The sequence below is a fragment of the Vibrio sp. RC2502 genome, from assembly GCF_054850435.1.
Window position 1 is genome coordinate 1,816,945 of the sequence record NZ_CM141453.1, and the last position, 19,601, is coordinate 1,836,545.

At 37.9% G+C, this 19,601-nt stretch carries 13 protein-coding genes and 3 pseudogenes; 2 read left to right on the forward strand and 14 right to left on the reverse strand.

What is annotated here, in order from left to right; all coding sequences use genetic code 11:
* Positions 1–259: 259 nt before the first annotated feature.
* Together ACYJZR_RS08590 and ACYJZR_RS08595 are read right to left on the reverse strand one after the other, a co-directional pair.
* The gene (locus ACYJZR_RS08590; protein WP_154219024.1) at positions 260–433 is read right to left on the reverse strand and encodes a hypothetical protein; all 174 of its coding nucleotides are present in this window, start codon (positions 431–433) and stop codon (positions 260–262) included.
* Positions 434–975: 542 nt separating this feature from the next.
* The gene (locus ACYJZR_RS08595; RefSeq protein WP_029809398.1) at positions 976–1,536 is read right to left on the reverse strand and encodes a hypothetical protein; all 561 of its coding nucleotides are present in this window, start codon (positions 1,534–1,536) and stop codon (positions 976–978) included.
* 634 nt (positions 1,537–2,170) lie between these two features.
* On the opposite strand from ACYJZR_RS08595, the gene ACYJZR_RS08600 reads away from it, so the two are divergent.
* Positions 2,171–2,935 (forward strand): DUF726 domain-containing protein, encoded by a 765-nt coding sequence (locus ACYJZR_RS08600; RefSeq protein WP_029809399.1) that lies wholly within the window; start codon positions 2,171–2,173, stop codon positions 2,933–2,935.
* 218 nt (positions 2,936–3,153) lie between these two features.
* On the opposite strand, the gene ACYJZR_RS08605 is transcribed toward ACYJZR_RS08600, so the two are convergent.
* The 10 genes and pseudogenes from ACYJZR_RS08605 to ACYJZR_RS08650 form a co-directional block, all read right to left on the reverse strand.
* The gene (locus tag ACYJZR_RS08605; RefSeq protein WP_029809400.1) at positions 3,154–3,558 is read right to left on the reverse strand and encodes an H-NS family histone-like protein; all 405 of its coding nucleotides are present in this window, start codon (positions 3,556–3,558) and stop codon (positions 3,154–3,156) included.
* A 621-nt stretch (positions 3,559–4,179) separates the two neighbouring features.
* Positions 4,180–5,126 (reverse strand): annotated as a pseudogene (locus ACYJZR_RS08610) (IS30 family transposase).
* Positions 5,127–5,233: 107 nt separating this feature from the next.
* Positions 5,234–6,319 (reverse strand): GTPase, encoded by a 1,086-nt coding sequence (locus ACYJZR_RS08615; RefSeq protein ID WP_140166560.1) that lies wholly within the window; start codon positions 6,317–6,319, stop codon positions 5,234–5,236.
* Complete coding sequence (locus ACYJZR_RS08620) at positions 6,319–7,425, reverse strand: GTPase (RefSeq protein WP_461715809.1); 1,107 nt, start codon at positions 7,423–7,425, stop codon at positions 6,319–6,321. Before ACYJZR_RS08620 ends, ACYJZR_RS08615 begins: the two co-directional genes overlap by 1 nt.
* Positions 7,426–8,687: 1,262 nt before the next feature.
* Positions 8,688–9,140 (reverse strand): hypothetical protein, encoded by a 453-nt coding sequence (locus tag ACYJZR_RS08625; protein WP_042780532.1) that lies wholly within the window; start codon positions 9,138–9,140, stop codon positions 8,688–8,690.
* Between the two features lie 68 nt (positions 9,141–9,208).
* Positions 9,209–9,628, reverse strand: coding sequence for an AAA family ATPase (locus tag ACYJZR_RS08630; RefSeq protein ID WP_461715871.1), 420 nt, complete (start codon positions 9,626–9,628; stop codon positions 9,209–9,211).
* A 7-nt stretch (positions 9,629–9,635) separates the two neighbouring features.
* Entirely contained in the window at positions 9,636–10,340 is a 705-nt protein-coding gene (locus ACYJZR_RS08635; RefSeq protein WP_276449213.1) for a hypothetical protein, read from the reverse strand.
* Positions 10,341–10,805: 465 nt separating this feature from the next.
* Entirely contained in the window at positions 10,806–11,543 is a 738-nt protein-coding gene (locus tag ACYJZR_RS08640) for a hypothetical protein (RefSeq protein ID WP_023585127.1), read from the reverse strand.
* A gap of 14 nt (positions 11,544–11,557) precedes the next feature.
* On the reverse strand, positions 11,558–12,205 hold the full coding sequence (locus ACYJZR_RS08645) for a hypothetical protein (protein WP_461715810.1): 648 nt from the start codon (positions 12,203–12,205) through the stop codon (positions 11,558–11,560).
* A 483-nt stretch (positions 12,206–12,688) separates the two neighbouring features.
* Positions 12,689–13,223, reverse strand: a pseudogene (locus tag ACYJZR_RS08650) (transposase); the annotation flags it as partial.
* A 589-nt stretch (positions 13,224–13,812) separates the two neighbouring features.
* Between ACYJZR_RS08650 and ACYJZR_RS08655 the strand changes: the two are divergent.
* Positions 13,813–14,737 (forward strand): annotated as a pseudogene (locus tag ACYJZR_RS08655) (IS5 family transposase).
* A 79-nt stretch (positions 14,738–14,816) separates the two neighbouring features.
* On the opposite strand, the gene ACYJZR_RS08660 reads toward ACYJZR_RS08655, so the two are convergent.
* Both ACYJZR_RS08660 and ACYJZR_RS08665 read right to left on the reverse strand, forming a co-directional pair.
* Complete coding sequence (locus tag ACYJZR_RS08660) at positions 14,817–17,174, reverse strand: DEAD/DEAH box helicase family protein (protein WP_461715811.1); 2,358 nt, start codon at positions 17,172–17,174, stop codon at positions 14,817–14,819.
* A 21-nt stretch (positions 17,175–17,195) separates the two neighbouring features.
* Entirely contained in the window at positions 17,196–19,061 is a 1,866-nt protein-coding gene (locus ACYJZR_RS08665; protein ID WP_461715812.1) for a recombinase family protein, read from the reverse strand.
* Positions 19,062–19,601 lie beyond the last annotated feature (540 nt).

Genomic DNA, 19,601 nt, shown 5'->3' on the forward strand with positions numbered 1-19,601 from the left:
GGGACCGAGTGAACGCAATCACCGAAATACGCACTTAATCGGTTCAATCAACGACAGACGAGCAAACCACTAGCGCAAAAAGAGCTGTCAATCTCTACGATGAGGTTTTAAATTTGCCGAAAGGAAGCCAACTTTAAAATTGCGATATGGTCCTGGACCGAATGTAATATCGATTTTCTTCACTACTTTTTTGTTAATTTATTCTTATTGTTAGTCCTGCCATAGAGCATGGAACGACCTGAACTTCGTTTCTGCTATGTTACCTATTGTCCATGATCCAAAACCACAAAACCTTTGCTACGTAGAAAAAGGCGATTACAAAAAAAAACTTACCAATAGCAGCCATGATACCTGCTTTAAAGAACGCCACGATGAAGCTCAATATTGCCATTGAAATCACAATCTTATCAAAAATTCCTACATTGTTACTCATTCAATCTCCTTGGGAATGCTTCTTAATAAGGTTTCATGGATTCTAATTAAAAATCACAACATGAAATGAGTATGTACTCTATCATAAAATGAAATCGTTCAATAAAAACAAAATCTAACAACAGAGTGCTAAATGAGCACATTGTGCGAATCTTAAATCAATGTATCAGGGTTAAACTCTCATATTGTCTATAACAGATTCATACAAACGTTGAAGAGTGAGTTCCAACTCCTAGCCTTTCAGTTCATGCAGTAGTTTAGGCTTGATGGTAGCGTTGCTTGTCTAAATTATGCGGCGTTACGTGTTTATGAGGGAAATACGTGAGAATTAAATCAGTTGGCTATAATATTCGCGACGTCCATGTTGCTTCTAGCACATTTGACAAAGCAGTATGTGAAGCGCGTGCTGTGAGTAAATTTACGGGCAGCCCCTATACACTTCATTACAAGGGATACTCAACTTAGTGGGAGATATTTGCCTAGGAGAGTGTTGACTATATCACATAGTAAAAATACCACGAGTTGTGAATCCCTTTTGAGCATTTATACATGCACTTGCGGGTTTGGGTTAGTTTTTGCAATGAAATCTGCACCTAGCAGCATTGGTTCATACTCAAAGCGAAATTCGTCTAGCCTAGAGTTCCCAAAACCATAAAGCTCTGCTGCGTATATGCCATTAGTTATATCCCTAAATAGTGATGCATCAAAAAATTGCCCACTTTCAAGTAATAACCAACAATGAACTTTCTGGGATGCAGTTGCAATACCATTACTTAATTGCTTTTTAAGCATATCTAAATCGCATCCCATATGCGGTTCACCATTAACAAGTACATCTCCGAAAACTAACTCAGATTTATAGCCATGCCGAGCAAATGCTTCTTTTAAATGTGAATGCACATATAAACAGGCACCCGACATAAGATCATAATTTAACTTAGGTTGTACGCTATCAATGATTTGAAACAGTACTTCCATATCTTGGCTAGTAAGTGCTCGATAATCAGGTATTGACGGTGACAAGCCCAATAATACAGATTCGGCCAGAGCTAACTCAAGATTCTCCACATGGTGTCCATGTTTCTCTCTAATTGTGTTAAACATACCACTCTCTAAATTTTCAAATGCCTAAGCAGATAACGTCGCGTTCTTACGAATTACTGGACTCGCGAGTTTCTAAATTTGGACACAAAGTTTCATTGTACGGTAAAAACCACTCACTAGCATTCTGCAACATCGAAATCACAGTACCACATGGGATAGAGGTTAGTTATAACCTTATATTACTCAATAATATACTAAAAATTCGTACTCTATGAGTACTAAGTTCGTGTTAACATTATTGGACTCAAGTGTCGGCCATGATGGTTCGATGTAAGCTTATTTACTTGGTGTTAGAAGTGATTAAAATTGTTGATATTGAATGGATATTTAGTTCTTTGGGGTATCCAGAAATTGGACATTAAGCTTTTATAACCTCGAAGGTGCATTTTGGGTGGTTTAAAATGCATTTTAAAAGCTTAATTATGCAGAATTATCACTATTAAACAAACTAGTCTTCTCAGGTGTCCTATCCTTCCGATTAGACTGTTTCTAAAGCCGATTCTCTCTATTATAGTCAACATCGCTATACAAGATTGTAATCGAATTAATTCTTTCACCTCGTCAGCTTAAGCAGGGTATTTTGTAACCAATTTTGAAGTTAATATTTGATCGAATGGCAAGATGAGATAGATCTATGACAATTAGACTACGCAAGGTGCGAAGTGGTAATTCACTCAACGTAATTGTTATCAACGGTTTTTTATCAGAGAAAAATACGGATATAACCGACTGGCTTAATGTACTAGATTGGGACTTTCAATCAACAACAGTCCACCACTACGATTGGGATGCGTGCAATAGCAAAAAAATATTAAAAACTGTTGGAACTGGAAATCTAGGACTGCGTTCTTCGATAAGTACAACAGCCATGAGAATAACGAAAACTGTTTCTCCCTATCTTACCGCAGGTATTGTGGGTACAACGGCGGCTGTAGGTTTCTATGAATGGCGTAAAGCCATGAAAAATGCGAAGCTCGCAGGTGAAAGATTAGCCAAACATATAGACAAGCAGGAAGGACGTTTTATTTTATTGGGTCACTCTTTAGGTTCTAGGGTAATTTTTCATTGTCTACAAAGTCAGCAAACAAGAAACAAAGTCATGGGAGCTATGCTATTTGGTGGCGCAGTAGGAAAGGAAAACTCATGGGGTCATATACTTCAAAAACATAGTAAAATTAATATATTCAACTGCTACTCTACCAACGATCTTGTTCTGAAAACACTATATCCAGTAGGAACACTGAAAAAAGACAGCCCTATTGGATTAAGCCCAATCAGTCAGGGCTATCAAAGCCGTTTACACAATGTAGATATGTCTAATATTGTATCTGGCCACATGAAGTACAAAACATCTGAAGTTGGTAGGTTATTAGGTATTCATATGGCGTCTACACGATAGAGAATGCTAAGTCAGGCTTTTTCAAACAAAAATAGCGAAGCCTTATGCATAACTATAAACACTCATTTCCAGTGTTGGGAATGAGTGTTTAAGGCTAAATATTGTCATATTCCAGATATAACAATATTGATAGTTCTAAGAGACCTAACTCAATAATTTGAGACGAAGATGTCAGCGACATCAATACTGAAACCATGGCTGTAAAGCGATGTGTATATTTAAAGAGCAAAGTAATCCAATGTTTTACCACCATCAAGTGCTTTTTGGATAACAGATGGCGTACGACCTTGACCAGTCCATGTTTTTTCTACACCATTGTCATCAACGTATTTATACTTAGCAGATCGAGCCTGACGTTTTCCCTTACTCTTGACCTTTTTCGATGAAAGTGCCGAGACAAGTTCATTAACATCAATGCCCTGCTCTTTAATCTGTTTTGCTATTGTAGCGAGCTTTGCTTCTTTCTCTGCTTGCTCGGCTCTTAAAGCTTCCTCTTCCTCACGTCGTTCTTCGACAATTGTTGTTAACTTACTGTGAGCCTCTTCGAGCTGATCTAACGTGAGATCTCGAGAAAACACCCTCAGACTGCGGATGTTAAATAATATTTTTTCTAATACATTCATATTGGCGCCTAGTATTCCTTATATAACGTAAGAGATGAAAGCTTCATTTATTGAAAATGTAATCTATAACAGTTCACAAATCATGAAATCAAATCGCTTCATATTCTATAATATGATTTTTTAAATTGTAAATCACAAGGTCAATTAAGCGAATATTGGACATTAGGAATGCAGTATGGCAGAACCATACTGCTTCTGCTATCTACTCAGCGATAGTTTCATTATCTGTGCGCTTTTCACTTTATATAATAATACTGAGGAAAGTGCATAGATTAACGCTAGTGAGTTATGCCCGCCCAAAACCAGATGAATCATATCTTAAACCGATGTCTAACCCAAAATGGTTCATACCATACCCAAATAAAAGATAGTATGAATCCCATGGATAATCTCAACTACGTACAAAAAAAGGCTTGATTTCATTGACTTTAAGTTGATGTTTGTCGGTTACTTTAGGTGTTCCGAAGTTGTAGAACATTTTAAAATGGGGCTATCCCAAGAGACTTGCAATATCAACTTATACAAAGACCTTAGCAATTTTTAGAGAAACCGTATAAAGAGTAACTAACACTGTTAGTGATTAGCCCCGAATTCAACTGCGAAGTGCGACACTCTCCAATATCAAGTAACCAAAGCCATTTCTTCAAATACAATGGCTGGCTGCTTGAAGCCTAAACACTTTCTTGGACGATAATTTATCCGAGATAAAGCGAACTCTATATCGATGTCCGTCACCGTCGTTAGGTCAGTTCCTTTCTTCACATACTGCCTTAAAAGAGCGTTCGCATTCTCATTAGCACCACGCTCCCAAGAGCTATAAGGATGAGCAAAGTACACATCAGCCTCTAATTCTTTTGCGATAGTTTCATGACTTGCAAACTCTCGTCCGTTATCTGCCGTAATGGTATGGACATATTTCTTATAAGGCATCAGTAACTCTATTGTGGCTTTGGTGACATCATCCGCTGACTTAGATGGCACTTTCTTTACTACGTAAAATCGAGTTTTACGCTCTAAAATAGTCACCATCGCACCTGTACCATGCTTACCTAGCACAGTGTCGATTTCCCAGTCACCAAACGCTCTTTACCGTCAACGATGCTTGGCCTATCATCAATCGAAACGGCATTCTTTATCTCTGGCGCTTTCTCTTTTTTACCGCGGCGATACCGCTTGTGTCCTTGCCTCAAGTGGCGATTTAACTTACCGTCCATGCGTTTATCTTGTGCGACAAAGCGATAGACCCACTCGTGGCTGACAGCGGCACCAACTTTCGTTAATACATTGGAAATCTGCTCAGGACTCCAATCTGTTTCTAAAAGAAGGCGGATAAAATCCACACGCTCCTTTGGTATGCGGTATTTACGCGCTGTTCTGCGCTTTTTAATCGACAACAGCTGGGCTTCATTTGGGCAATAAATGTTGCCTTTACGACCTCGCTTAAGCTCCCGATATACTGTCCAGCGGTGGCACTGAACTGTTTTAGCTATTTCAGAAACCGATATTCCCCGTTCCAAAAGAGCAGAAATCTGGTATCTTCTGCCCTCGGTCAACTGCTGATAATTCATGGTAGTACTGCTTGTTTCTTTGGCAAGAAGAGCGTACCACTTTCAGCAGTTGGCTTCCTCTTCTACGCCTTTCCATGAATGTCGCACTTACTTATCTGAAATCGGGGCTATTTTTTAATAAAACTTGTTAAATCAAGACTAGAAAACAGCTCTAACCAATCTGGGTTTTCACCTGTTTCTAAAACATGCTGATAGGCCTTGGTATACAGCTCTTTTAGCCCATACCCTAAAGCTAAAGTAAGGCTGCCAGCGACACCAGCATTAATGATTTGACCAAATCCAGGAATCAATTTTAGGAAGCTGCTAGCCAATTGTTTGCCCAGCAAGCTGATAATTTGGCTTTTCATCAAAGCCATCGTAGCGCTCTTCAGGTTTGAAAAACCATAAGTATTTGCAATTGATACAGCCATAGTCATCTGAATTGGCATTAATATAACAGAGTCGGAAGCAGGGATAGGGTTCGCACCAGCTGCAGCTGTAGCAGTGCCAGAAGCTGCAAGTATTATTTTCATCACTCGATTATGTTTTAACGGTAGATTAGATTTCTGCGCTCCAACAAAAGATTCTTTAAGGGACTCTTCAGGCAAGCTTTCTTCACTCCAAATTAAAAGTTCATCGAGTTGTAAAGTATCATTGTCATGACCTACCATTGTTTCAAAACAGGGCGCTTGTATTCCCTCTTTAGAAAGAATAGACCTAAACTTAGCGCTAGTTATTCCATTATTGTTGCTATCAAGTTCATCATTATCACATTGGGTAAATACAATGGCTAGATTTGCTCCTATCTTGGTATCACTTAAAAGCCTTATATTTTTCAAGTCATAGTCAGTAATTCTGTGATTAGAAATTGATATGCAGTACCAAAATAGGTGAATATGCTCATTCAAAGACTGACTTTTTCTTTTTATAATCTCAGCCAATACTTTTTCTTCGAAGTTCCCATTGTCTTCTTTACCATCAATTATTTCATAACCTTCAGTGTCAAAGACGGTAACAGGCACGCCATTTTTTTCATACTTATGGCATCCTTGGGTCACTGGCTCTCCAGAGCCTACCTTTGCAAACTCTTCACCAAACACCTGATTAATTAAGCTACTTTTACCAACACCTGTACCACCAACGATCATAATGTTAGGTTTTTTAATCTCGTTAACTTGTTTGTCAAACTCACGTTCAAAATCACTATTTTTCATTATTTTCTCGCCATTAACTTACTTTTTTCTTCTAATAAATAATTTTCTGTTGGTGTCAATACTTCTGTCATCATGTTCTGGATAAATCCTTTTAAATCAGACAATACCGCCACCACATTCCAAGTCGCAGAAACTTTGTTGAAAAAACCATCCCTCTCAAAGTCACTGGTTATACTTTCAAGCTTATCAGTTATTTTTTCGGAAGAGTCATCTAGTGATTGTTCAACCTTCCAATGGATATCATCTAAATACGTTCTAAGCGGTTCTGCACTTTCAAACCCCATTCCAAAAAGAAACCCGTCCAGGTTACCTAAAAAGTCTGCGTACTCACTTGGTAGTTCATCAAAACTATCCAGATCAACGTTAAAAACTTCCCCCATGTCCAAATCACTTCCGTCTTGTATTAAACCTTTAATTAATGAAATGAAACCAATATCTGACTCATTGATTGTTGTAGATATTTTTGTTTTCAAATATCTAATACTATCGATGTACTTATCAAGGAAATAACGTCCAACTTTGATGCGTAGTTTCGAATCAATATTTTCCAACATAAAGTCAAGCGTTTTTTCTTTTCCGTATTTTTCTCTTTTTCCTCTTCTTGTTCGCATTTGTACGGAACAAACTTCTGATATGCTAACTCTATGACCAAAATGTAAATTTAATTGCTTTATCAGCGATTCTTTTTGTTCCGCTGTCGCTATATCTGATTTTGATAAAACTACTTGTATAGGTATATCTTTTTCAATAAATCCTGCAATGACATCGAGTTCAGGGTTTTCTATTCTAGCAGAAGCAGCATTGATGATGTAAAAAGCCCCATGAATCCAATCACTAGGAGTTGAACTTTTTTCTGACCTAGATTCAATAAATTTATCAAGCTCTATTTTCCATTTAGACAAATTATTTGTTTCAATACCAACTGTATCAAAAACTCTTAAGTTAAAGCTTTCATAGCCTACATCATAATACTTAAAATGGTCACTCCAACCAGTAACAGGAGCACCATCTCCCCTTTCAAATAACTCTTCACCAAATATATAATTACAGAAGCTACTTTTCCCTACTCCCGTTTTCCCAATAACAATTAAGTTAACCTCAGACATTTTGAACCTTTAATTATTTATATTACTAGCCACACTTATGTTCACATTAGATAGGTCATTTCCAAAACTTTTGAACCATGAACGGCACTGTTTGGAATCAATAACCAATGTTTTAACTTCATACTACTGGTCATTCTCTACCAACTGTTGTTCTTCCGAGAGAAGAGTTTCCTGTAAATGAAATCCTGCACTTTTTGAAACCTTAAACTCCAGCCAACACTTATCTCCCTCCCCAAAACTGAAGCGCCCATACGCATAATGTTGACTAAGTTTATTTAAAAGTCAAAAGTTTATACTAAAGCTTTTACTATGCGATATAGCGCTAGGATACGTTCATTGTCATTCCCATCAAAGCGACATGTCAGGTCGAGCGTTACCCTCTGGTGAGCTAGGCCAAGGGACATTTCCATTGCTGTTCGCTACTTTCGTCTAGCCTTGTAAAATTCGAGGTTCCGTTTCTCTTTTTCCTCCAAGAGTAAACGTAAAATCTGGTTCGATTGTCTCTGAGAGAATCAAAATGCTCGCTCAACACTTCTAAGTTGCGTTGGATACTTCCGATATCTCTTTTAATATCGACATTCTGAGTGTTGCTCATGAAATTTACACACGGTCACCTGAAGTGCCTTAGGTATGCATTTGAATCGCTCAAATGCGAAAGCAAGTGCATCTTGGGTTCTCGCTTGTCTAGCCATATCTATTTAACGATTCTTGGGTTCGGAATAATTTTAAAAGATCTACACCTAGGGCATAAAAACACAAATTTCTGTTTGCGTGTAAATTCATACTTACAGCGCAGACACAGATAGAAATAAGGAGGGGTATTCGCTAACATTCAATCAATAACTCCCATACGTCATGCTACATAAGACAATCATATGCATCAATTGCAACAAATCCAATCTAACATGCTGTTCTTGAATAACTTGATCTCAGTATAAAGTCATTTGCGACATTTTGTGTCGTATAAATTCAGATACTACAAAATAGGTCTAAAATCATTGACCTTAAAGTACCTTATCGTTATCGGTAACCAATCCGATTTTATCTATATCCCTCATTTGATGTGGCCACAGATTCCAGGCACTAATTTAAACAAATTTTCACCATGAACTAGCAACAGCCCATAACTTGCTTGGTGTGTCCGAAGCCTATTATAGTAGTCCATCAAGGTATAGCTCATATCTTTCTTTGCTAACCCACACTTGTATCAAAGTATGCAAGCTATCATATACAAAGCAAAACTGATCGGAGATGTAGTATGGTCATAAAGAATCGTACTCTTCTTCATTATCAAACACTTTAGTACGATTGTTCATGTGATCACCGTTTGCTTCAGAGTCGATTGCTACGAGCAAAACCTTATCTCCATCGGCTTCGGTGTATTTTTCTAAATGGAAGCCGCCCACGATTCCACAGCCAGCAGCACTTGTAGACGATTCATTTAGTTTCAACTCACAACTTTCCTCGAACAGTTCATCAAGAGTGCATTCATCCGAAAAGCCTTGCTCGGCTTCAGCGACGACTTCTTCAAAGAATCTGGTCATTAGTTCTTCGTCAAAGATACCTAATTCATCAGTATCTTTGTAATTATCCCAAAGGCAGTCATCATGACTGATATCGGAAGAATGAATTTGACAGTAACAATCAAACTCACCATCCACTAACTGAACCGTAAGCTCACCTTGCCACTTGATCGCACCACTCTCAACACTCACCCATACCAATGCCTCGTAACTTTCGTATTCATTTTTTCAATATTTACTGAGTCTTACTTCAATCTTACTCATGCTGCGTAACCTCTTTTTGTAATTACAAAGCTTGAGTCAAGCGTTTCAAACTGAGAAGCCATGCGTGCAACAACGGAATCAGGAACACCATGTACATTCTGATAATTCCCCTTCATTTCAATGACCTCAAAGGCTAGACCCATTTCATTCGCTAGGTTTTGATAGAATTTCATTTCCCAGTTTTTCACGAACGTGTTGGCAACAACAACATTGAAACCAGCTTTCAAAAGACGGGTAGTTTCAAGCTTGCACCAGTTATGTGCATCCTTAATCTGAGCATTATCGTATTGATATAGGCCATCTTTATCGATGAAAAACTGATCAGCCTCAACCAACTTTGCATCTAAAGTCTTAGCGTGCGTTGACTTTCCAGAGCCTGGGATACCGCGCACTAGAGTAAGTTTTTGCTCGTTGATCACCATCTTATACCTCACCGTCTTTGAAAATTGACGATACAAATAATGGTTCTTTAGTCATCAACATGGCACGAGGAACACGATCGAAGCGAAGATCTTCATTCAGAGTCTTAACCTTTTCTACAAGGTCTGCTTTAACTTGCTTGCCCAGTCCGTGAACCTTTGTACCAAACGAATCGAGGATTTCAGATGTTAGTTTGTCGCTATAAATTGGGCTGCCAATGACTAATTCAGATGTAAATGATACCTCTTGGCCTTCGTCGGAAAAGCTCAACGTAGCGATGTCTCTACTACCGTGTAGAAGAAGAACTTCATCACCATCAACAGTACGAACTACGTATTGACCGTCTCGCAATGCTTGTAGAACTATCAATGAGATAGCACTATTTTCACTAATTTCGAACAAAAACTCAGGAGCATTCAAGTACCCAGTAAAAAATTGGGTTATAAGTTGCCTATGATTAGCAAAAGACGGATGTAGCTTTAAGTCGCTAATACCGTAACACTCATCAGCGTTACAAATAGCAACTAGTTCTAAATCCATAAAGAGTTTTATCTGGTACTGACCTGATACATCATCATCGAGTGGAATACCGTCGTAAGATGTGACTATGAGATGAGCGTCGGAAGACTCTAATAGAGAGCCTAATCTATCCCAATCAAGATTTAGGTGGAAAGAAGTGAACTGTTTTTCTGTGTTAAAAATATCCATGATGGACTCCATTAATAATATAAACTCATTCTTGAGTTTGATAACTTAGTTCAAACACCAAACTTGCTGACTAATTTTTAGTCATTTTGGCACGTATCTTTAGATGCTGTTTCAAGTACTTTTATAGAAATACACATCCAACGTATTATTTTATTATCTAAGTTGTTATATTATTATTGAGTCCATAGAGCTTCCTCACTGGAACGTTATAAACGCTACCACTACATCCAATACAAAGTCAACAGAAAAAACCATTTTATAAAACAAATAAAATTCCAAAATCTCATTTTCACTGCATTTATGTATAATAAAAGCATGAGCATTGAGCGTATTAGTGGAAAAGCTTCGATCAAGATCAGTCGAGGAAGTCATGAACAACACCACGATTCTCGGGAACAACGCATCTCTAGAAAAAGCAGTATGATGAATCATACTGCCCTGTCTACATTAAGCAATAAGCTCCCTTTAAACTAACAAATCAATTATTGAGATTGCGTTCATTTGCTTTTGTTTGTGAATACAAACCTCGTATTCACGGTCATCGATTAAGCATATTACATCTAAGTTTTCTCGGTTACTCTTAACGTGAGATGCATAAATGCTAAAAATAAACCTAGTCTCACAACCATCAGAAGTCAGGAATTTTCCTATTAGAGCGCTACTTTTTTCTGAATTTGAAAATCTTAATGCATCGAAGCTTTTCAAAATCCAAGAAGGTTTTGATTTCAAAAACGTGACTGCTAATGACGCAGAGGAGTGCGGGATCATCTCTAATCTATCATTCACTTTCAACTTTGACATAACACCGTACGAAGGTATATTCACGTTTAATAATGTAGTACCATGACTCATGTTTCGGTTCTGGTAATTAAAATCAGTTTTTATATCTTGAAAATGTAATTGATATACATCGTAATCAATCGTGATGCACCGCCCGTTATCCTGGTCAATTATATAGTTACCAATTTCAGTACTTACAGACTTCTTACTAAATCGCTCAAGAAGTTTCTCCAAATTCTCATCACTTATTCTCATATCCGACACCTTAGTTCTTCCATCAACTATCGTTAAACAACATTCAATCAACTCTTTATTAAACTGAGAGCCTCTCGGGTTCTGTCTCAGTAACATCCTCTCTATCGGTGTGAGTTGATAAACAAATCTAAGCGCACAAAAGCAGCACGTTTCAGAATATCCATCCATATAGTCTCCCTTCCCTAGTAATACAGCTTCTTCTCGTGCCACGAAACTAATGTGGCAATTGTGACAACTTTTAGACGTGGCTTATATTCCCACTTGGTCATTTCTTCTGACAAAGGGATAAGAAAATCATCAACTTGGCAGAATATATAATCGACACCTTTAACATGATGGCTTTGTAAATCAGAGGTTCTATTTATGAATAAGCAAGACAAATGAGAACCACTCTTGGTGATTAACCCAAACTTAAACGCAGAAAAACAGTCATCATCGACTATGAGATTGTTACCATGATATAGCAAAATATGCTTAATCTCATTTAGAGCAGAAAGTTCCCCGCTAAGATCACGTTCGGGAAAATACATAAAATTCGTATCTAGATAGACTTTCCTAATATAGCTTTCAAAATCAGTATATTCAGTTATGCTTGAGGCATATTTTGAGAGACTGTAACTAATTTCCCAATCTAAATCTATGTCTGGCTTTCTATTTAAGAGTGCCAGTTGCACTGATTTAATTATTGGAATTTCATATATATATTCTTTACGATTAATATTATTAACAACACCGATATTATTAATAATATTAGATATTTGTAAATGAAGCTTTGATGAAGTTAAAGGATGATTAGATAGATCTAAGTCAGTAGTATCACAATTATACATATTGTCCTCCATAGAGAGTTAGAATTAAGTAAGTTTAAACTTTGCTGTAAGCAATTTTATTTTTCTTAATACTGTTATTATCTATTGAGGACACCGATATCAGAACGATACATTTAGTGTCTAGTTAGCGATAGGAGACCAATTGCCAGCCAACTTATGTAATACATTAATCACTTCTTAGTAAAGAGTCAATGTTTTATTTTATAAATATATGCAATATTAATCCCTTTGTTTTATTTATCTCTTCGTGCTTTGTATCGAATGCGCTATAAGTACTTTAACTGTTCTAGTTTGTAGTATCAGCGTATAAATCCGATTTTAATTTTCACTCATTTACAGTTTATATGGGAGTATTATTCTTATTTTATTTTTATAACAAAATTAAAATATTGCTAACGAAAATATCAATCTTACCTTCAGATTATTTAGTCGGCTTTACTTCAGTCATAGAGAAGAAATGCTCCCACACATCGTGACTATTCCTTAATTAATATACTGAGTTTCAGGCACATCTAACACCAAAAGCTTTTCTATCCTTATCATAGTGTAAGTCTCATTCATATATTCGTTGTAATTTCTTATGCTTACTTTCCCACCTAACTACTGCATCGTCTCTAATATCGAACGCTTATGATAGCCATACAGCATCTTCAATTTTTTTGGAGCCGCACAACTTGTGGCAACCTAACGCTAAAATTCGAGAATGTCCTCTTTCCCATAAGGTTGCTTTTTCTCTTGATGGAATGAACAAAACGGCTTGTTTATAACGCATAACATCATGCCTCTTCCTTGTACCATATGATCCACTCACGATAGAGCAATGACTTTTCGACGTGCCTAATTAACGTAAGTTTGGTAGCACTTCGGCCCTGGTTACATTAGACAAACTCTGCTCTGCTGCGATGATTTCGATGGTGCTAGTAACTACTGCGACAAGCAACTTAAGCAAAACTATGCCTTCACGTTTTCCGTACACCTTGATACCAGTTGCATCAACGGATAAGTGTTGTGTCACCCCCTAGTTCTAAATTATTGCGGCTAATCAGATTCAAAGGGAAAAAATGAATGTCAAATCCAGAAAAGACTCCGCAAATAGCTCCTGTACGACTCCATAGCAAAAACAGTTATCTCTTGTAGTTAAAAGACATTATCAGAAAGTTTGTCTCCCTTAACTTGGCGCTTAAACAGGATTTGGCAGTTATTTCCCAACATAGATACTTGGAACAGGTCTTTAGCAATATCGAACCACGGTAACTTCTATAGAAATAATTGTTACTTCTGTTATCACTGGCTCCACCATAAGTTTGTTACAACGACACCAGAAGGAAGCTGTGTCCATCATATCAAAGCCGTTAAGTAGTAAAAGCAGTATGCTAACGCATACTGCTATTCTATTAAGCCAGTAATATGGCTGTGTGCATTAATCACTATATATATGTAAAACAAGGTTAATGCACACATTTGATACGCACTATCAATCAAGTAGGACACATGAAGATTATCAGAGAAAGAACTGACATCCAATTTTCGGGCATACCTTAAAGAGCTTGATCTAAACCGATGGAACCTTTCCGTAAACCAGCGTTCTGATCCTTTGATACCAGAGTATAGGAAAAAACAGATGGGGAAATCGAAGAGAAAGAATCACCAACTGGAAAGAATCCAACCAAGCGCTCATAAACCGAAGTTCGCTGACGTTTTGGATTGACGACGATGCTATCGCCAATTGGTACTGTGATACTCCGTCTGGACACAGAGGAATAGATACTGCCCCGATGCTGGCAGGACTTTTCAACCTGCCACTCCGCGCTTTACTGGGCTTTAATGAGTTCAGTTATTCCTCGGAAGCATTGATTCGCTGTTTGGTCTGCTGCATGTAGACTTACATTCGCCAAATTACACCAACGTACGCAAGCGAACACGAACAGTAGATGTGAATATCGCCAAACTCCTAAAGGTCCAGTGGCACACCTGCTCATTGACGCAACTGGTGTTAAAATTTTTGGTGAAGGAGAATGGATGGTTCGTAAGTATGGCAGTGAAGGCCGACGCGGATGGCGCAAAGTCCACTTTGACGCAGATAGCCACGACATCATCTCTTCCGTAGTTTCTCTAGGTAGCGTCCATAATAGCTAGGTACAGCCTGGTCTCTTGAATCCTTTACACAATAAAATAGAACAAGTATAGACAGATGGTGCCTATGACACACGAGGTTGCTATGAAGTGATAGGCAAAAAGGGAGCGAATGCGGTGCTCCCTCCTCGAAAGATTGTTGCCCTCTGGGATGACGAACACCCAAGAAACGAATATGTTATTGCCCAGCAGTCAGACCAACTAGAACAATGGAAAATGGACAGCCGTTACCACCAACGCTCACTAGTTGGGACTGCGATGTACCGTTACAAGCAACTGCTCAGTGGGAAAGTGACGCTGAGAAAAGACAATGGCCAACTAGGTGAAATTTTGGTTGACTTTAAGGGGTTGAACAAACTCACTGTGCTTGGTATGCCTGTTCGTCAGAGACTGAGCTAATATACCGCAGGTTAATGGCTTCACGCATATCCAAGGCTAAATTGGTCAACAACACCACTCAACTCAAGTGTCCAAAGGTCTAGGTTCCACTTCCCTCTTCACGTTTAATAACATTCACCATTTTGCCTTTATTTGTTCTTTGTACGTCAAACCCCAATAAACGAAACAGTTTATTTACCTTTGCTGCCATACCACGCATCTCAAATTTCTTCCATGCTGTCGTGATTTTTAGCGATTTAGGCAAGATATAATTAACAACAGATGAATTATCAAGCAGTTCATAAAAAATTGATTCAATGCTTACTTCCAGTTTTCCTGTTGACTTAATTGGTATTTTAGTAGGCTCAACAGAGAAACTAGCTAGATGTAATATTCTTCTTAGTACCTCTACTGCCTCTGCTTGTTTACGAGCATCTTGGCTATGCATACTAATATCAGCTTCACCTCTGAGCATCGATTTGACTGTCGCATCAAAGTCATGCTTTAGGGAAAGGCTATAGGTGTATTCAACATCGCCTTTGGGTAATACTTCATCACTATCATCAATCTTAAAACCACTTCGCCGCAATGTTTCATAGAGGGCATAATGCAAATTATCCAGAAGTATCTGTCGGTGTTTCGCTAAACGTGCCTCGAAACGTTCATCTTCGGTATAAGCGTGACGATAAAAACTAATTGAATGAAATGGTGGTGGTTGAAGTAACCCAAATACCATTCTTTTTGCGGTTCTGAGTCGGGAAGCAAACTGAATCAACTCTTTGGGCGTTAATACCCCTGAAGCGAACACCGTCACTATTTCAGCATGTTTAGTATTTATATCAAAACCTTCTTTCAGAATTGGACTGACAATAACAGTATCGTATTTTTGAATTTCATTAGACGGATCATTCAAAAACGCATCTTGCTCCTCTAAAAGGTAGTTTTTATCATCATCTCCTTTCACTATTGCTAAGATCTTATTTTCAATTGCGGCTTTAAAGTCAGCGACCTTTCTCTGTCCATTAAAAATGAAATAACCACTACTAATAAGCCACGACTCAATGCTCTTTTTGCTATCACACACAATGAAGTTTTTGGTATTTGGCTTTAAGCCGTTCGAAAGCAAATGATCTTGATACCGACACCACTCCCCTATTTTTGCCTGAATATTTGTTTTACTAACGTTATCACACACGGCTGTTGGAGGTAAGATACCCGCGACTACCCGTCTATCTCCACAGTCTTTTTTTACAACAGTTGTCGTCAAATGGTCGGTCAAATCAGCATCCATCAAAATAACCTTTTGCTGACCAGAGAAAATCACGCTGAGCAGGTTTTTTATCGTATCTTTTTCTGCTTTTTTCAGGTACTTCTCCCCAGTTGCATACACTGCTTCAAGTACTTTTTCTGCCTCATCAATAATAACTAAGTCTGCATATTTTATACGATGTTGTATAACTTGTTTCGTTATCGATTTTAAAGTGGACACAACGTGATTCGACGTTTCCAAAGCAATTAATGGTGCGTCTGAGGTAACTAAACTAAGTTGTTTTATTCGTTCATCAGGGCCAGTAATATCTTGCTCTAACAAATGATTAGCAACACTATCTTCTACTCGATTTTTAAATGAGCCAATGACAGATTTTAGGTTAGAAATCACGACTGTACGTTTTTTTTGACGATGAAACGAATGTAGAATTTGGATAGCAAGTTCTGTTTTTCCCGTCCCTGTCCCAGCCTTCAATAAAGTTATATCAGGCATAGGAAACGGCTTGCGGGTGTTGCTTTTTTCATCATACAGATGGTATTCAAACTTTAGCGGATGAGTAATAAAACTCCCCAAGTAAAAGCCTGAAAATCGGTTGTCATAATAGGTTCTAATTCCATGTTTCGATGGTTCGAAGTCTAATGATGCATCAATCACACTGTCTAGGTACGCCTTGTTAGACTTCTTCATCAAAGAGAAAAATTTTCTCTTGCTCAAATGACTAATACTATTTACTTCTTCGTGAAACAGTCTAATTTTATCGTCAATATCTACCTGATCTTGTTTAATATCACTGCCTAAATATTGTGCTTTTGCGAGACTAAAAAGGTTGACGTCAAAGGTGACATTGTAACCTTTTAGAAGGTGTAGTGTTCGAGAAGCACTTTTAGAAATAATGATGTTACCATTACCATCTAGAAGATCACATTTAAAGTAGTGCGATATTTTCTCAATAACTAGGCTAGATAATTGGCACGTAATACAAATTGAACTTAACCATCTTTCATAGCCTTGTCGGTATCCCTCTTGATGATAACGAACAGAAGCAACAAGGTCCTTCAGCTCAGACAGGACAACTCGTCTAGTACTACTTTGTAAAAAATCGGGGATATGCTCCCCGATCACAATGATGACTTCTGTTTCACATACATTCAAACATTGCTTAATAAATGGTGGGAAAGACGTCACCATATACTACTTACCTTATATTATTTACTCTTCAACAAGCTCATCAACTACTATTTGAGATAAGGCACTCGCTATGTCATAGCCTAACCAAACATTATCAGGAGCACTGCTGTCACTTTTGGAATCATTCATAGCTAACTTTTCAAGCAACGCCTCGAAACCATGCTGGTTCCAGTATGCAAGTTGTTCTTCTGTGTAACTGCCTCGCGCATCATTAGCAAAATCATCATCAATCCGAGTAAACAACAATTCGCCTGCGTCTTTCTCACTAGTAACAAATATCGAGAGATTACGACTCGAGTAAAATTCAACATCGATTACGTTTACTAAAGCATTGCCATGAATGTTTCCGTAGCCGTAATAGGAAAGTGGTTTTGGTTCCATATGTACTGATAACTTCTTAATTGCTTTGACCAATACATCTTTTACTAGCAGGCGAGCTTCTCGATTACGGTAATTACGAGCAGCTTGTACTTTACTAATAAACTCTTTGATCGAGTCAGCACTGATTGTGTATGTTTCATACTCACTTGATTGCTTTTTCAGTTCTTCTTTTTTATTTTGCAAGACTTGGTATTTCGCCTTCTCTGAAGCCCTTTTCTCACCATCTGAAATAATAGTTAAAGTATCTAAGATGTTATCCATTTTCTGGTCAATCTCTTTGATTTTCTCATCAATGGTTAGTTTGGTGTTGCTATCCACATCTTGATTTATCAAGTCGTAGTCAATATGACGGGAGACTGACATCAAGAAGGCATCTTCTAGGTAATCTTGGATGATACTTTTGCAACAGGTTTTAGTTTCTTTTTGGGTACTACAATGTAATCGCCTTCTGATGCGATACTTTTGCCTTTGAGGTTGCGAACCAATACTCTTACCACACTTAGCACAAGTAGACTTCTTACCATAATCGGTCAATAAATATACAAGTGCATTTTTTTGAGAAACGGATTTATCACCATTCATAGCTTGATGCTTTCGCTTTTTAACTGCCTGAATTGTTTCAAATTCCTCTTCTGAAATAAGTTGGGGATAATAGTTATCAAGCTCGAACTTCTCTTTAACTGTTTCCCCTTCTTTCAAATACTTAATCTCAAATACTTTTCTACCACATAGTGAAGGGTTCGCTAAAATACTAGTAATAGTCGAAACACCCCAAACATCCCTTCCCGTTGGGGATTTGATGCCTCGAGTTCCTAGCTCTCGACTAATAGAGTTTAAGCCCATGTTCTCTTTTAAGTAGAGTTCCACAATCAATAGTGCTGTCGATTGGTGCTCATTAAGTTCAAAGCCCGCTTTTTCCTTTGGGTGTGACTTTGGTTTGCGGGATAACCAAAACGGTAGACTTCCTGACACATCAGCTATCTCACCCTTACGGAAGTTTGCTACCTGTTCGTGAATGAAGTCTATGCTAAAGCCTTGTTTACGCAATGACTCTTCATGAGATCGTTGCATCTCAATAATGGCATACAACATTGTTCCAACTGGATCAGCACTGAATGTTTTACGATTAAAGACTTTATCCCCTCTTGCTGTTATCACGGTGATGCCAGCCATCACTAGTTCATTAAGAGTTGACTGAGCTTGTATAACCTGCTCTCGGCTCATCCTGTCTAAAGATTCGATAATTAAAAATGAACCTGGTTTGATGTGATTAGACTTGACTAGACTTAAAAATACTCCGAATGCACCTTTTGTTTTGTGCTCAGCATGAAATGCAGACAACCCTTTATCAGTTAGAATAAGATCCTCATTAACTGTTAAGCCGTATTTTTCAGCAATTTCGTAGGCATATTTATCCTGACGCGCCAACGAGGTACCCTTTTCTTGCTCAATGTTTGAAAAGCGTCTGTAAGAGTAGACTTCTGGATTTGGACTAGGTCTAAACATTATACAGCCTCCATATTCGTCTTGGTTAGAACGAAGGGATGCTGAAACAAGTAGACAGGGGTGCTTAAAGTTAAATTAATGCAGGTTCGAAGCGATAATTCAAATAATTGAGCATTTAAACAAGCTCGATCGCTTCGCAAACTTACTTTAACTTCTAGAACTGAAAATATGACGATTGACTCTCTCATGGGTCCTCCAAAAAATATATTGAGTCGTAATGTAATAACGGTTTGGCTTGTTTTCGCCTGTAGTTTTTATCGTTATTATCTTTTTTATTATTATGACTTTTATTATATTATTCAGAGCTTTCTGAGAGGTATCTCGGGAAGCCATTAGAAGCTATCTTATATAAATAGGACTGTCAATACTTTTATTAAACAAATCCACAATGATTGATCAGACACGTTTTCATCATTGGCCAATAACACCATCAAGGGTAACTCCTGATCTGCAAGACTCGCGCTGAAGTTCAGTTATGCCTTCTCATGGGCTAAATACACAGCGGAGCTATAATATACCAGCTACTTCGAAGCGATTTCC

Coding starts and splice junctions, on each gene's coding strand:
- ACYJZR_RS08620 (WP_461715809.1), bottom strand. CDS start 7,425: ATGTCTGAGGTTAACTTAATTGTTATTGGGAAAACGGGAGTAGGGAAA.
- ACYJZR_RS08660 (WP_461715811.1), bottom strand. CDS start 17,174: ATGGTGACGTCTTTCCCACCATTTATTAAGCAATGTTTGAATGTATGT.
- ACYJZR_RS08640 (WP_023585127.1), bottom strand. CDS start 11,543: ATGGATGGATATTCTGAAACGTGCTGCTTTTGTGCGCTTAGATTTGTT.
- ACYJZR_RS08590 (WP_154219024.1), bottom strand. CDS start 433: ATGAGTAACAATGTAGGAATTTTTGATAAGATTGTGATTTCAATGGCA.
- ACYJZR_RS08615 (WP_140166560.1), bottom strand. CDS start 6,319: ATGAAAAATAGTGATTTTGAACGTGAGTTTGACAAACAAGTTAACGAG.
- ACYJZR_RS08605 (WP_029809400.1), bottom strand. CDS start 3,558: ATGAATGTATTAGAAAAAATATTATTTAACATCCGCAGTCTGAGGGTG.
- ACYJZR_RS08645 (WP_461715810.1), bottom strand. CDS start 12,205: ATGTATAATTGTGATACTACTGACTTAGATCTATCTAATCATCCTTTA.
- ACYJZR_RS08665 (WP_461715812.1), bottom strand. CDS start 19,061: ATGTTTAGACCTAGTCCAAATCCAGAAGTCTACTCTTACAGACGCTTT.
- ACYJZR_RS08600 (WP_029809399.1), top strand. CDS start 2,171: ATGACAATTAGACTACGCAAGGTGCGAAGTGGTAATTCACTCAACGTA.
- ACYJZR_RS08635 (WP_276449213.1), bottom strand. CDS start 10,340: ATGGATATTTTTAACACAGAAAAACAGTTCACTTCTTTCCACCTAAAT.
- ACYJZR_RS08595 (WP_029809398.1), bottom strand. CDS start 1,536: ATGTTTAACACAATTAGAGAGAAACATGGACACCATGTGGAGAATCTT.